The sequence below is a fragment of the Pseudomonas brassicacearum genome (assembly GCF_003732265.1).
Classification (GTDB): Bacteria; Pseudomonadota; Gammaproteobacteria; order Pseudomonadales; family Pseudomonadaceae; genus Aquipseudomonas; species Aquipseudomonas brassicacearum_D.
This window is the reverse complement of sequence record NZ_MOBK01000001.1, coordinates 999,918-1,014,449: the sequence shown is the minus strand read 5'-3', so window position 1 is coordinate 1,014,449 and position 14,532 is coordinate 999,918. Positions and strand designations below refer to the sequence as shown.

The 14,532-nt window shown below is 59.6% G+C and carries 12 protein-coding genes; 5 read left to right on the top strand and 7 right to left on the bottom strand.

Annotated elements, in window-relative coordinates; genetic code table 11:
- The first annotated feature begins 30 nt into the window (after nucleotides 1–30).
- The 3 genes from BK660_RS04795 (at nucleotide 31) to BK660_RS04785 (ending at nucleotide 2,554) form a co-directional block, all read left to right on the top strand.
- Nucleotides 31–795, top strand: coding sequence for an enoyl-CoA hydratase-related protein (locus tag BK660_RS04795; RefSeq protein ID WP_123432300.1), 765 nt, complete (start codon nucleotides 31–33; stop codon nucleotides 793–795).
- 122 nt (nucleotides 796–917) lie between these two features.
- On the top strand, nucleotides 918–2,012 hold the full coding sequence (locus BK660_RS04790) for a catalase family peroxidase (protein WP_123432299.1): 1,095 nt from the start codon (nucleotides 918–920) through the stop codon (nucleotides 2,010–2,012).
- Entirely contained in the window at nucleotides 2,009–2,554 is a 546-nt protein-coding gene (locus BK660_RS04785) for a cytochrome b (RefSeq protein ID WP_123432298.1), read from the top strand. Before BK660_RS04790 ends, BK660_RS04785 begins: the two co-directional genes overlap by 4 nt.
- Before the next feature lie 52 nt (nucleotides 2,555–2,606).
- On the opposite strand, the gene BK660_RS04780 is transcribed toward BK660_RS04785, so the two are convergent.
- Together BK660_RS04780 and BK660_RS04775 are read right to left on the bottom strand one after the other, a co-directional pair.
- Nucleotides 2,607–3,758: a M14 family metallopeptidase gene (locus BK660_RS04780; protein WP_123432297.1), complete on the bottom strand. Its 1,152-nt coding sequence runs from the start codon at nucleotides 3,756–3,758 to the stop codon at nucleotides 2,607–2,609.
- A gap of 484 nt (nucleotides 3,759–4,242) precedes the next feature.
- Nucleotides 4,243–4,584, bottom strand: a complete 342-nt coding sequence (locus tag BK660_RS04775; RefSeq protein WP_123432296.1) for a DUF6124 family protein — start codon at nucleotides 4,582–4,584, stop codon at nucleotides 4,243–4,245.
- 129 nt (nucleotides 4,585–4,713) lie between these two features.
- Between BK660_RS04775 and BK660_RS04770 the strand changes: the two genes are divergently transcribed.
- Nucleotides 4,714–5,355 (top strand): LexA family protein, encoded by a 642-nt coding sequence (locus BK660_RS04770; RefSeq protein WP_123432295.1) that lies wholly within the window; start codon nucleotides 4,714–4,716, stop codon nucleotides 5,353–5,355.
- Nucleotides 5,356–5,394: 39 nt separating this feature from the next.
- Here the strand turns inward: BK660_RS04770 and BK660_RS04765 are convergent, their stop codons facing one another.
- The 4 genes from BK660_RS04765 to BK660_RS04750 are packed head-to-tail and all read right to left on the bottom strand — an operon-like array spanning nucleotide 5,395 to nucleotide 10,953.
- Complete coding sequence (locus tag BK660_RS04765; protein WP_123432294.1) at nucleotides 5,395–7,344, bottom strand: acetyl/propionyl/methylcrotonyl-CoA carboxylase subunit alpha; 1,950 nt, start codon at nucleotides 7,342–7,344, stop codon at nucleotides 5,395–5,397.
- Nucleotides 7,344–8,156, bottom strand: a complete 813-nt coding sequence (locus BK660_RS04760) for a gamma-carboxygeranoyl-CoA hydratase (protein ID WP_123432293.1) — start codon at nucleotides 8,154–8,156, stop codon at nucleotides 7,344–7,346. Before BK660_RS04760 ends, BK660_RS04765 begins: the two co-directional genes overlap by 1 nt.
- A 13-nt stretch (nucleotides 8,157–8,169) precedes the next feature.
- On the bottom strand, nucleotides 8,170–9,777 hold the full coding sequence (locus BK660_RS04755) for a carboxyl transferase domain-containing protein (protein ID WP_123432292.1): 1,608 nt from the start codon (nucleotides 9,775–9,777) through the stop codon (nucleotides 8,170–8,172).
- A 12-nt stretch (nucleotides 9,778–9,789) separates the two neighbouring features.
- Nucleotides 9,790–10,953, bottom strand: coding sequence for an isovaleryl-CoA dehydrogenase (locus BK660_RS04750; RefSeq protein WP_046032531.1), 1,164 nt, complete (start codon nucleotides 10,951–10,953; stop codon nucleotides 9,790–9,792).
- Nucleotides 10,954–11,146: 193 nt separating this feature from the next.
- Here BK660_RS04750 and BK660_RS04745 point away from each other — a divergent pair, with 193 nt between their 5' ends.
- Nucleotides 11,147–12,844 carry an AMP-binding protein gene (locus tag BK660_RS04745; protein WP_123432291.1) on the top strand — a complete coding sequence of 566 codons (1,698 nt, stop codon included), beginning with the start codon at nucleotides 11,147–11,149 and terminating at the stop codon, nucleotides 12,842–12,844.
- 674 nt (nucleotides 12,845–13,518) lie between these two features.
- Here the strand turns inward: BK660_RS04745 and BK660_RS04740 are convergent.
- The gene (locus BK660_RS04740; RefSeq protein ID WP_123432290.1) at nucleotides 13,519–14,418 is read right to left on the bottom strand and encodes a hydroxymethylglutaryl-CoA lyase; all 900 of its coding nucleotides are present in this window, start codon (nucleotides 14,416–14,418) and stop codon (nucleotides 13,519–13,521) included.
- Nucleotides 14,419–14,532: the final 114 nt, after the last annotated feature.

The following is a 14,532-nucleotide window of genomic DNA, read 5'->3' as shown; positions in this document are numbered from 1 at the left end:
ACCCTTCAACTATTTTTCAAAGAGGTCACCATGCACACATTGATCGAACGTCATGATCGAGTCGTCTTGATTCGTCTCAACCGCCCGCAAGCCCGAAACGCCCTGAGCGATGAGGTCATGCGCGAATTGTTGGACACGCTGCAACGATTGGATCGGGATCCCGGGGTGGGGTGTTTCGTCCTGACCGGTACCGATGAGTTTTTCGTGGCCGGTGCCGATATCAAGGAAATGAGCCAAAAGTCCCATCTGGACATGGTCCACGAGGATTATTTTGCCGGGTGGGAAGCCTTTGCCGCGTTACGCACGCCAACGCTGGCCGCTGTCGCCGGTTATGCGTTTGGTGGCGGCTGCGAATTGGCGATGATGTGCGACTTGATCTTTGCTGCCGATACGGCGCGATTTGCTCAACCGGAAATCAAACTGGGCGTAATGCCCGGCATGGGCGCCACCCAGCGTCTCACGCACCTGATCGGAAAATCCAAAGCCATGGACATGATCCTGACCGGTCGCGCGATGTCTGCCCAGGAAGCCGAAAGGGCGGGGCTGGTGTCGAGAGTCATTGCCGCCGCCGACCTGCTGGAAGAATCCATGGCGGCGGCGCAGACCATCGCCGGTTTCGCCAAAACCGCCACCATGGCCGCGCGCGAAGCGGTTGATCGCGCACTGGAGCACGGATTACGCGAAGGTCTGCTGTACGAGAGAAGGGCGTTCCACGGGTTGTTTGCAACCCCCGGACAAAAAGAGGGCATGCAGGCTTTTCTCGATAAGCGTGAGGCGTGTTTTAACCCCGTGTGAGGGGGTTTGAGTATTCGTCGCTCGCGGCGCTTTGAAAGAAACTACAGTTCAGGGGGAATAATCCTACGTGACGTTCGTCTCATAGCTCCTTCCCCCTGTGGCCGATGGCCCTGGAGTCTTTCATGGTTGATCGCTCAACACCGCCAACCGGGCCCACCCGGCCACCGCTGAGTGGCGCAAGCCTGACGTTACGCCTGACCGGCATTGCCCTGGTGGTCGCCGCGCTGGCCGGTGCCTTTGCCTACGTCAACGGCACCTTTGACCCACAACGTCTGACGCCGAAAAAACTGATCAACGTGCTGGAAACCAATAACGGCGTGCACCCGGGTTTCCGGCGCAATCATGCCAAAGGCGTGTGCGTGATCGGCCATTTCGAAAGCACCGCCCAAGCACGCAGCTATTCCAGTGCCCAAGTGTTTAGCGAAGCCCAGACCCCGGTGGTTGGACGTTTTGCGTTGCCAGCGGGCAATCCTTACGCGCCTGACAGCGCCGTACCGATTCGCAGCATGGCGTTGCGCTTTACCCAGGCCAACGGACAGCAGTGGCGCACCGGGATGAACAGCATGCCGGTGTTCCCGGTGGGCACGCCTGAAGCGTTCTATCAATTGCAGCAAGCCCAGTCGCCGCTTCCCGCCACCGGTAAACCTGACCCGGCGGCAGTCCCGGCATTCTTCGGTTCGCATCCGGAAACGGCGCCGTTCCTGGCCTGGATCAAAACCGCCAAGCCGTCGGCCAGTTATGCGACCGAGACGTACAACAGCGTCAACGCGTTCTACCTGGTGAATGCCTCGGGCCAACGCCAGGCGGTGCGTTGGAACATGGTGCCGGTGGCACAGGATGCGACGGGCGCCACAGCGCCTGAAGGCAGTGATTTTCTTGAGAAAGACCTGGTTCAGCGCTTGTCGGCCGGACCGTTGCGTTGGCAGTTGATGATTACGCTGGCGAACCCGGGGGATCCGGTCAACGACGCCAGCAAGGCCTGGCCCGACGGTCGCAAAGTGCTGAACGCCGGCACGCTGGTCCTTGAACGCACCCAGCCGCAACTCAATGGCGAGTGCCGCGACATCAACTACGACCCGCTCGTGTTGCCCAGCGGCATCGAAGGTTCCGACGACCCGTTGCTCGCGGCGCGTTCAGCCGGTTACGCCAGTTCCTACTTGCGTCGCACCAGTGAAGTCAGTCAGTTGCCCGCCGCTAAACAGGAGGCTCAACAATGAGCGCCCAACCGAACCATTTCGCGCCGTTGGCGCGGCTGCTGCATTGGCTGATGGCGCTGATGATCATTGCGATGCTATTTATCGGCGCGGGGATGGTGGCCTCGGTGTCCGAGCGCCATGAGTGGTTGATCCATCTGCACAAGCCGTTGGGCATTGCGATTCTGCTGCTGGTGATCGTGCGTTTGTTCGTGCGTTTTTCCACGCAACAACCGCCGTTGCCGGCCGATTTGCCGAGCTGGCAGGCGCTGGCGGCCAAGGCCTCGCATGTCTTGCTGTATGCCTTGATGTTCGTCTTGCCGTTGCTCGGTTGGGCAATGATTTCGGCGGCGGGTGATCCGGTGATGCTCAGCAACTCGTTCCAGTTGCCATCGATCCTGCCGGCCAATGCGCAGGTGTTTGCGTTTTTGCGCAAGGCCCATGGGTATCTGGCGTATCTGCTGTTTTTGACCGTGCTGCTGCATTTGGCGGCGGCATTGTTTCACGGTTGGGTGCGGCGCGATGATGTGCTGGACAGCATGTTGCGGGGCAAGGATCGCGGCTGATCCGTTGTAGCCGCTGGCGCAGGCTGCGCCAGCGGCTACATGAGCCGGATAATCAGCGCAGGGTGTCGATCATGTCGGCGACGGTGGTCAGCACGTCTTTGCCCAATTGCTTGGAGCGCTTGCCGGACCAGCCTGTCAGCGCATTCGGCGCATCGTCGTTGTCCTTGAACGGCATCTCCAGGGTCAACGACAGGCAGTCGAATTTCTGACCGACGCTGTTGCAGGCCAGGGTCATGTTGGCTTTTCCCGGCTCGTCACGGGTGTAGCCGTGCTTGGTCTGGAAATCCTTGGTCAGGTGTTTCAGATGGCTGCGGAAATGCTCTTCGAGTTTTTCGATGCGCGGCGTAAAGCCCGGGTTGCCTTCGCAACCAGCGGTGAACACGTATGGGATTTCTTCATCGCCATGGATGTCGAGGAACAGGTCGACGCCATATTTTTCCATCTGCTGTTGCGCGAACAGCACTTCCGGGCTGATCTCCTGACTGGCGCTCTGCCAGGCACGGTTCAGGTCCTGGCCCATGGCGTTGGTGCGCAAGTGACCGTGGAAGGCGCCGTCCGGGTTCATGTTCGGTATCAGGTACAGGTCGGCGCTGGCCAGCAGCTTGTTCAACACTGGATCGTCGTGTTTTTCCAGGCGCTCGATCACGCCTTCCATGAACCATTCGGCCATGTGTTCGCCAGGGTGTTGCTGAGCGATCATCCAGACCTTGCGCCGGCCTGCAGCACCGGTGCCTTTGCGCAGCAACTGAATATCGCGCCCTTCAGCACTCTTGCCAGTGGCCAGCAGCTCGGTGCCGGCCTTGGTCAGTGCCTGTTCGATCAACCAGTCATGACGGCCACGGCTGTAAGGTTCGAAATAGGCAAACCAGGCATGGGTGGCGGTGGCTTCGAGGCTGAAGCGCAGGCAGTCGCCCTCAAAGATAGTCGGTACGCGGAACCAGTTGACGTGGTCGTACGACGCAACAGCCTGATAACCGTCCCAGGCTTTGTTGTACGAGGACTTGCTGGCGTTGTTCAGACGGAACCAATGCTCCTGACCCACGTGCAGACCGCTGGCCTTGAAGTGGAACCATTGAAAATGCGGGCTGCGGGTGTCGGGTTTGATGGCCAGCAGCGCTTGAAGCGGATTGCTGATATCCAGCACTTCAATGTTGCCGCTGTCGAAGTTTGCACTGATGTCGAAGGAAGATTTGGCCACGGTCATAGTCGGTTCCTGAATATGATTTTATGGCGGCTACTTTACACGCAAGGCAGGGGGGAAACCGAGGGAAATTGCGGGGTGCAGAGGGGGGGCGTCCTCCATGACGCCGACGCAGCTTAGTGACTGTGCGATTGATTCTCAAGTGCTATTTTTACATTCGTTTGGCCCAATGATGCCGGGCTTCTCTTGCCAACCGATATGCTTTTGATATTATCCGCGCCATCGAATTTGCAGCACCCAAAGACTTCATTAGCCTGAAGGTAAAAGCCAGAATAACTGGCAAAAAAAGACCCGGCAAAAAGCCGGGTCAAAAACCGTGATTAGCCTGATGAGGAGATGTCCAGGAGACCGACCTAAGGTCGCTTGGACAATCGACTGATCTCGCGACCAGCTGCATGCAATAATAATCATTCTCGTTTGCAAGTCAAATGATTTTATCTGCTCGATTGGAAAACTCTTTCCAGTCCTCCTCAAACGCTCGCCCGTTTCATGCGTTCCGATGCTCTTGCAAAGACCGATCGATCATCGCCTTCGCCATGTCGATCATGTGCACGGTCGAATTGGCCAGGTCGCGGCTCGCACCCTGCAGATTGCTGGCTGATTCATGTGCCGTCGCCGCCGCACATCGCAACAAATCCGAGGCATGCACCAGTGCCTCTTCTGCGCTGACACTCGGGTTTACATCAAAGAACCGCTCCATGGCAGCGGGTTCGGACACAGTTGGTTTCAAGTAATAATCCAGCGCTCGCTGTGCGGCAGCATTGCCTTTGGGCGAGGTCAGGGTGGTATCGATTTGCATATCTGGCAGGTCATTGCTGGGTAACGTCATGACGATGGCAAGCTCCGTGATAGATTCAGATCCGTGAATCCATCCTAGTACGAACTGTATTTGTGACTGGAATTTAAATACTACAAGTTGTGTTTCGTTGGTCGGAGTACCCCACGTATCGTGCCGCACATGGATAAATGGATTGAGTTAGTCAAAGCCAAGATGAGTGACCTCAAAGTCACTCAAGAAGTACTCGCCGACCGTCTCGGGATGTCCCAGGGTGGCGTGGGTCACTGGCTGAATAAACGCCGTCAGCCGAGCATTCAAGACATGAATCGTGTCTTGCGCGCGCTCGGGATGGATTTTCTGGAAGTGGCGATGGTGATTCGCGAGGTCTTGCAGGAAGACGAGCCTTGCCTGACGCACAAGTACAACCCGTACTTCCGTTACCCGGTCAGTGAATGGCGCGAGCCGATGCAGGTGCGTGATGGCGAGCTGGCGGTCTACGGCAAGCCACGCTTCGAACTGACGGATTACCACGCACAGGGCGCGGCGTTCTGGCTGGTGGTTGTGGGCGATGCGATGACGGCTCCGACGGGCGTGAGCATCGCCGAGGGCATGATGATCCTGGTGGACCCGGCCATTGTGCCGGAGCCCGGAAAGCTGGTGATCGCGCAGTGGTCGGACAGCACCGAGGCGACGTTTCGCAAGTTGATCGAAGAGGGCGGGCAGCGTTACCTGGTCCCGCTCAATCCGACATATCCGAAGGCCCTTTACACCGATGAATGTCGAATTCTCGGCGTAGTGGTTCAGGCAACGGCCAAATTCTAATCAGATCGGTCCTCGTAGAACGTAGGACCGATCTTCATTTCACGCTTCTTCCAGTTCGACCAACGCACTGCCTTCGCTGACCATTTCGCCTTCCTGGCAATACAAGGCCTTGATCACACCCGCGTGGGGCGCACGAATGCTGTGCTCCATTTTCATCGCCTCCAGCACCACCAATTGCGCCCCGGCTTCGACCGTTTGCCCGGCCTCCACCAGCACACGCACGATGCTGCCGTTCATTGGGGCGGTGAGCCCACCCTGATGGCTGTGGCTGGCTTCGACTGCGCTGATCGGGTCGTAGGACTCGATGCGGCGCAGCTCACCTTCCCATTGCAGATAAACGGAGTCGCCACGACGGATTGCCCGATGCTGGCGGCGTACACCATGGTGCTCGGTCAGCAATTGCTCGCCTTTAAGCTGGGCCGTGCAGACATCGCCCAGGGTCAACGCGCGATCCTGGCCTTCGCAGCTCAAGTGCAAGGTGATTTCTTTCGGCAACCCAGCCCGGAAACCATTGCTGATTGCCCACGGTGAACTCACGTCATCTGCGCGCGGTGCATCGGCCTGGCTCTGGGCAACGGCCTGAGCGGCGGCTTGCCAGAACCCATCGCTGAGGTCCGACGGCGCGGGCAACAATTGCTCCTGGAAGCGCGGGATAAACCCGGTGTCCAGTTCTGCCGCGGCAAACGCCGGGTGGGCGATGATCCGGCGCAGGAAATTGATGTTGGTCTTGAGCCCGCCAATCGCAAACTCATCAAGCATGCTCAACAAGCGCAACCGCGCCTGTTCGCGATCCTCACCCCAGGCAATCAGCTTGCCGAGCATCGGGTCGTAGAACGGCGAAATCTCATCGCCTTCTTCAACACCACTGTCGACCCGACGTCCCGGGCCTGCGGCGGATTCACGATACAGTTCCAGACGCCCGGTGGCCGGCAGGAAATCATTGGCCGGGTCCTCGGCGTACAGGCGCACTTCAATCGCGTGACCGATCAGCGGCACTTCGGCCTGGGTCATCGGCAGTGCTTCGCCACGGGCCACGCGAATCTGCCAGGCCACCAGGTCGAGGCCGGTGATGGCTTCGGTGACCGGGTGCTCTACCTGCAGGCGCGTGTTCATTTCCATGAAGAAGAACTCGCCGCGCGAATCCAGCAAAAACTCCACGGTCCCGGCGCCGACATAACCGATGGCTTGCGCCGAGCGAACAGCCGCCTCACCCATGGCGCGACGCAGCTCCGGGCTCAAGCCTGGCGCAGGTGCTTCTTCGACGACTTTCTGGTGGCGACGCTGGATCGAGCAGTCGCGTTCATTCAGGTACAGGCAGTTGCCATGCTGGTCGGCGAAGACCTGGATTTCCACGTGGCGCGGTTTGAGCAGGTACTTCTCCACCAGCATCCGGGAGTCGCCGAAGGAGGATTTTGCTTCACGCTGCGCCGAGGCCAGGGCTTCGGCCAACTGGCTGACATCCTCGACCACTTTCATGCCTTTGCCGCCACCGCCGGCGGTGGCCTTGAGCAGCACCGGATAACCGATGCGCTCACACGCCTCGCGGAAGGTGTCGAAATCCTGTGCTTCGCCGTGATAACCCGGCACCAGTGGCACGCCGGCGGTTTCCATCAGGGCTTTGGCGGCGGATTTGCTGCCCATCGCGTCAATGGCCGAGGCGGGTGGGCCAAGGAAAATCAGGCCGGCGTCTTCAATCGCGCGGGCAAACCCGGCGTTCTCCGACAAAAAGCCGTAACCCGGATGGATCGCCTGAGCGCCGCTGGCCTTGGCTGCGGCAATCAGCTTGTCGATTTGCAGGTAACTGTCGGCGGCTTTGCTGCCGCCGAGGTCGACGCGGATGTCCGCTTCGCGGCTGTGTCGCGCTTCACGGTCAGTGGCGCTGTGCACAGCCACGGTGGTCAGGCCCAGGGCCTTTGCGGTGCGCATGACCCGGCAGGCGATTTCGCCACGGTTGGCCACCAGCAAGGTGGTGAGAACAGGTGCGCTCATCAACGCGGCTCCTTGGTGGTGGGGGCTTGCCAGCTCGGCGGACGCTTTTGCAAAAAGGCGCGCAGGCCTTCCTGACCTTCAGGGCTGACGCGGATGCGGGCGATGGCGTTTTCGGTGTAACGGCGCAGGGCCGGGGTCAGCGCGCCGTGGCCGACTTCACGCAACAAGTCTTTGCTGGTGCGCATGGCGGCGGGGCTGTTGAGCAGCAAGTTGTCGATCCACTGTTCGACTTTTTGCTCCAGCTCGATGGCCGGATAGCTTTCCGACAACAAACCGATTTCCCGCGCCCGTTGACCACCGAAGCGTTCAGCGGTCAGCGCGTAACGGCGGGCCGCGCGCTCACCGATGGCTTGCACCACGAACGGGCTGATCACCGCGGGCGCCAGGCCGATGCGCACTTCCGACAGGCAGAACTGCGCGTCGTCGGTGCCAATCGCCATGTCGCAGCAACTGATCAGGCCCAGCGCACCGCCGAATGCGGCGCCTTGCACCACGGCCAGGGTCGGGATTTTCAATTTGGCGAGGTTGTACATCAACTCCGCCAGTTCCCGGGCGTCGTCGAGGTTGGTGTGGTAATCGAGCTCGGCCGATTGCTGCATCCATGCCAGGTCCGCGCCGGCGCTGAAGTGCTTGCCGCGACCACGCACCAGCAAAAACCGCAGGCTGGCGTCGCTGGCCACGGTGTCCAGCGCAAGAATCAGTTCGCGGATCATTTCAGCATTGAACGCGTTGTTCTTTTCTTCACGGCTGAGCCACAGGGTGGCGAAACCCCGTGGGTCGGTCAGCAGTTCGAGGGTCTTGAAGTCGCTCATGGTTTTCTCCCGATCACATCCGGAACACGCCGAAGCGGCTCGGTTCGATAGGCGCGTTCAACGACGCGGACAAGGCCAGGGCCAGCACATCGCGGGTCTGAGCGGGGTCGATGACACCGTCGTCCCACAGCCGTGCGCTGGAGTAGTAGGGGTGACCCTGCTCTTCGTATTGATCGAGGATCGGTTGCTTGATCTCGGCTTCCTGCTCGGCGCTGAAGCCTTGGCCGCTGCGCTCGGCCTGCTCGCGTTTGACCTGCACCAACACGCCGGCGGCTTGCTCGGCGCCCATCACGCCGATGCGTGCGTTCGGCCACATCCACAGGAAGCGCGGGTCGTAAGCGCGACCGCACATGCCGTAGTTACCGGCACCAAAACTGCCGCCGATGATCACGGTGAATTTCGGCACCTTGGCGCACGCCACGGCGGTCACCAGTTTCGCGCCATGCTTGGCAATGCCGCCGGCCTCGTACTTTTGGCCGACCATGAAACCGGTAATGTTTTGCAGGAACAGCAACGGGATGCCGCGCTGGCAGGCCAGTTCGATAAAGTGCGCGCCTTTCTGCGCTGCTTCGGCGAAGAGGATGCCGTTGTTGGCGAGGATTGCGATCGGGTAACCGTGCAGGTGGGCAAAACCGCACACCAGCGTGGTCCCGAACAGCGCCTTGAACTCATCGAACACCGAACCGTCGACCAGACGCGCAATGACTTCGCGCACATCGAACGGCTGCTTTGCGTCCGCCGAGACCACGCCGTACAACTCGTCGCTGGCGTAGAGCGGGGCAATCGGGGCGCGTTGTTGCAGTTCGCCGAGCTTGCGCCAGTTGAGGTTGGCAACGCTGCGTCGGGCAATGGCCAAGGCGTGTTCATCGCTTTCGGCGTAATGGTCGGCGACCCCGGAAATCTTGCAGTGCACATCGGCCCCGCCGAGGTCTTCGGCGCTGACCACTTCACCGGTTGCGGCTTTTACCAGCGGCGGGCCGGCGAGGAAAATCGTCGCTTGCTGGCGCACCATGATCGCTTCGTCCGCCATCGCTGGCACATAAGCGCCACCGGCGGTGCACGAGCCCATCACCACGGCAATCTGCGGAATGCCCATGGCGCTCATGTTGGCCTGGTTGAAAAAGATCCGCCCGAAGTGCTCGCGATCGGGGAACACTTCATCCTGACGCGGCAGGTTGGCGCCACCGGAGTCCACCAGATAGATGCACGGCAGGCGATTCTGCTGGGCGATGGTCTGGGCGCGCAGGTGTTTTTTCACGGTCAGCGGGTAGTACGAACCGCCTTTCACCGTGGCGTCGTTGGCGACGATCATGCATTCGACGCCTTCCACGCGGCCGATCCCGGCAATCACGCCAGCGGCTGGAACGTCTTCACCGTAGACCTCGTAGGCCGCCAGTTGGCTGATCTCAAGAAACGGCGAGCCCGGATCGAGCAAGCGATTGATGCGCTCGCGGGGCAGCAATTTGCCTCGCGAGGTGTGGCGTTCTTGGGCCTTCGGGCCGCCACCGAGCTGCACTTGGGCGAGCAGGGTGTGCAGGGCGTCGACCTGTGTGAGCATCGCCGCGCTGTTGGCCGCGAATTCCGCCGAACGAGGGTTGAGCTGGGTATGCAGGGTAGCCATGGACAGCTCCGTTTAGCGGGTTTCGTTGAACAGTTCGCGACCGATCAGCATGCGACGGATCTCACTGGTACCGGCGCCGATTTCGTACAGCTTGGCGTCACGCAGCAGACGTCCGGCCGGGAATTCGTTGATGTAGCCGTTGCCACCGAGAATCTGGATCGCGTCGAGGGCCATTTGCGTGGCGCGTTCTGCGCTGTAGAGGATCACGCCGGCAGCGTCCTTGCGCGTGGTTTCGCCACGCTCGCAAGCCTGTGCCACCGCGTAGAGGTAAGCGCGGCTGGCGTTGAGTTGGGTGTACATATCGGCGACTTTGCCCTGGATCAGCTGGAATTCGCCGATGCTTTGGCCGAATTGCTTGCGGTCATGGATGTACGGAACGATCAGGTCCATGCACGCCTGCATGATCCCGGTCGGGCCGCCGGAGAGCACGACGCGCTCGTAGTCGAGGCCGCTCATCAGCACTTTCACGCCGCCGTTGAGCACGCCGAGGATGTTTTCTTCCGGCACTTCGACGTCATCGAAGAACAGCTCGCAGGTGTTGGAACCGCGCATGCCGAGCTTGTCGAACTTGTTGCTGCGGCTGAAGCCTTTCCAGTCACGCTCGACGATGAACGCGGTGATGCCGTGCGGACCTTTTTCCAGGTCAGTCTTGGCGTAGATCACGTAGGTGTTGGCGTCAGGGCCGTTGGTGATCCAAGTCTTGCTGCCGTTGAGCACGTACTTGTCGCCGCGCTTGTCGGCGCGCAGCTTCATCGAAACCACGTCGGAACCGGCGTTCGGTTCGCTCATGGCCAGGGCGCCGATGTGTTCGCCGCTGATCAGCTTGGGCAGGTATTTGCTTTTCTGTTCGTGGTTGCCGTTGCGGTTGATCTGGTTGACGCAGAGGTTGGAGTGGGCGCCGTAGGACAAGGCAACCGACGCCGAGCCGCGGCTGATTTCTTCCATGATTACCACGTGAGCCAGGTAACCGAGGCCAGCGCCGCCGTACTCTTCCGGCACGGTAACGCCCAGCAGGCCCATGTCGCCGAATTTGCGCCACAGGTCAGCGGGGAACAGGTTGTCGATGTCGATCTGAGCGGCGCGCGGGGCGATCTCTTTGGCGACGAAGGACTGAACCTGATCGCGCAGCATGTCGATGGTTTCACCGAGGGCAAAATTCAGGGATGGGTAGCTCATGGGGCACCTTTTGGCTTTTTTGTAGGGTGGGGAGGGCAGTGATTCGGCTCTCACCTTTACGTTAACGTAAGCCTGTGACGAATGGCTGTCAATCACCCTTTACGTTAACGTCAACTTGAGCGAGAGTAGAGCCAGTTCAAGATTGAAAAGCGGCCCAGCCGCCTGCCCATTAATAAAGACAATAGGGGTCGTCATGGATCAACCCAGTGCAAGCCCGCAGCGCAGCTATACCCGTGGTTCCCAGGACAAAGCCTTGCTGGCGATGACCATCGGCCAGGCGTTCGATAACACCGTCGCGCAGCATGCGAGCGGGGAGGCGCTGGTCGTGCGCCATCAACAGCTGCGTTACACCTGGCAGCAACTGGCCGAGGTCGTCGACCTGCATGCCAGAGCGTTGCTCGCACTGGGCTTGCAGGCCGGTGATCGTCTCGGCATCTGGGCGCCGAACTGCGCGCAGTGGTGTATCAGCCAGTTCGCCAGCGCGAAAATCGGTGTGATTCTGGTCAACATCAACCCGGCGTACCGCAGTTCCGAGCTCGAATACGTGTTGAAGCAATCCGGTTGCCAATGGCTGGTCTGTGCTGGCGCGTTCAAAACCTCCAACTATCACGCGATGCTGCAAGGTCTCGTTCCTGAACTGGACGAGCAATCCATCGGACAGTTACACAGTGAACGCCTGCCTGATTTGCGCGGCGTCATCAGCCTCGATGCGCAGCCACCTTCAGGTTTTCTGCCGTGGTCGCAATTGACGGGTCTGGCCGCCAGCGTTTCGATTGAACAGCTGCGCGAACGCCAGGACAGCCTGCATTTCGATCAGCCGGTGAACATCCAGTACACCTCAGGCACCACCGGGTTCCCGAAAGGCGCGACCCTCAGTCACTACAATATTCTCAACAACGGTTACATGGTCGGCGAAAGCCTCGGCTTGTCCGCGAACGATCGGCTGGTGATCCCGGTGCCGCTGTATCACTGCTTCGGCATGGTCATGGGCAACCTCGGTTGCATCACCCACGGCAGCACCATGATTTACCCGAACGATGCCTTCGATCCCTTGCTGACCCTGACCACTGTCGCCGAAGAAAAAGCCACGGCGCTGTATGGCGTACCGACCATGTTCATCGCCATGCTCGATCAGCCCCGGCGTGCTGAATTCGACCTGTCGAGCCTGCGCACCGGGATCATGGCTGGTGCCACATGCCCGATCGAGGTGATGCGCCGGGTCATCAATGAAATGCACATGAACGAAGTGCAGATTGCCTACGGCATGACGGAAACAAGTCCCGTGTCGTTACAGACCGGTCCGTCAGACGAGCTGGAATTACGCGTGACCACCGTCGGCCGCACCCAGCCGCAGCTGGAAAGCAAAATCATCGACGAGGCCGGTAACCTCGTGCCGCGCGGCACCATTGGCGAGCTCTGTACCCGTGGTTATAGCGTGATGCTTGGCTATTGGAATAACCCGCAAGGCACCGCAGAAGCCATCGATCAGGCTGGCTGGATGCACACCGGCGACTTGGCGAGCATGAACGACGAAGGCTACGTGTGCATCGCCGGGCGCAACAAGGACATGATCATCCGTGGCGGAGAGAACGTTTACCCGCGGGAGCTGGAAGAGTTTTTCTTTACCCACCCTGCGGTGGCGGACGTGCAAGTGATCGGCATTCCCTGCTCGCGTTATGGCGAAGAGATTGTTGCCTGGATCAAGTTCCACCCGGGCCACAGCGCCACCGAGCAAGAGCTGCAAGCCTGGTGCAAGGAGCGCATCGCCCACTTCAAGACGCCGCGTTACTTCAAGTTCGTGGAGGAGTTTCCGATGACCGTGACGGGCAAGATCCAGAAATTCAGGATGCGCGAGATCAGTATCGAAGAATTGCGCGACAACGAAGGCTAAACACATTCCCTTGTAGGAATGAGCCTGCTCGCGATAGCGGTAGTACATCCAAAACAGATGTCGACTGACCCACCGCTATCGCGAGCAGGCTCACTCCTACAGAGAGCGGGGGGAATCACAAATCCCGGAAAGCACAAAGGGGAGCCGAAGCTCCCCTTTAATTTTGTCGTTGCGCGTGCTCTTTTTTTATTATTAAGGGGCGGTCTGTTTTTGTTTTTGGTGACCGTGACCCTTTACCGCTGTTTTTGTCGATCCCCATCCGGGATCAAGAGCAAACGTATTTTTTTGAGCGCTGATCTACTTTTTCGCTGAGCGATCCAACCAGTTCGGGAGCTACCTGAGGGTAGTTTTATTGTTCTCTGCCCGGTTGCGGGTAACTCCGAAAAGCACCCTGAAAAGCACATCTTCTCCAAAAAAATCTGTTAGCTGCGTCTCTGCCGTGTTGTTTTTGTTATGTCAGAGTCGTTACGTCTTATTTTTATTAGGGTTTGCTGCTTTTTTTGTTCTTGTTATGCAGTAGAGATAGCAGAAGCCGTGCCAACTTTTTAAAAGCCTTTAAAATCAATGGTTTGGCTTTTTGTAGGGTTTTGCGCCTCAGGGAAAACCCTGGAATCTGTTTCCGTGTTACTCGCTCGCGCCCACCTTTGTGTCCGCGCGGTAACACCCGGACACACTCACTGGGCGCTACGAGCCTTGGCCACGCGCGAACCGGTTGGACGCCCCAGCACCGTGCAAATCTGTTGGCCGGCCAGGATCAATGCATCCAGGTCGATACCGGTCTCGATGCCCAGGCCATTGAGCAGGTAAACCACGTCTTCTGTGGCAACGTTACCGCTGGCGCCCTTGGCGTAGGGGCAGCCGCCGAGGCCGGCGATGGAGCTGTCGAACACCGAGATTCCTTCCAGCAGGCTGGCGTAGATATTGGCCATGGCCTGGCCGTAGGTGTCGTGGAAGTGCCCGGCGAGTTTTTCACGGGGCACGTCGGCCGCGACCACTTCGAACATCTTGCGCGTGGCGCCAGCGGTGCCCGTGCCAATCGTGTCGCCCAGCGATACTTCGTAGCAGCCCATGGCGTAGAGCTCGCGTGCCACCAAGGCAACTTGCTCGGGGGCGACGTTACCTTCGTAAGGGCAACCCAGCACACAGGACACGTAACCGCGCACGCTCACGCCATGTTGTTTGGCGGCGTCCATGATCGGCACGAAACGCTCCAGGCTTTCGCTGATCGAGCAGTTGATATTGCGTTGCGAGAAAGCTTCAGACGCGGCGGCGAACACCGCGACTTCCTTGACCCCGGCCGCCATCGCATCTTCAAACCCGCGCAGGTTGGGGGCGAGCGCGCCATAGGTCACGCCGGGTTTGCGCTGGATTTGCGCGAAGACCTCAGCGGAACCGGCCATTTGCGGCACCCATTTGGGGGAAACGAAACTGCCGACTTCTATATAGCCCAGGCCGGCGGCGGTCAGGGCATCGACCAGTTGAACCTTGTCGGCAACGCTGATCGGCTGGGCTTCGTTTTGCAGACCGTCGCGGGGGCCGACTTCGACCATGCGTACGTGGGTGGGTAGAGACATGGGAATCGACCTGTTGTTATGGGCGAACATCATTCTAATGTGGGAGCGGGCTTGCTCGCGAAAGCGGACTTACATTCAACATCTATGTTGACTGATAGACCACTTTCGCGAGCA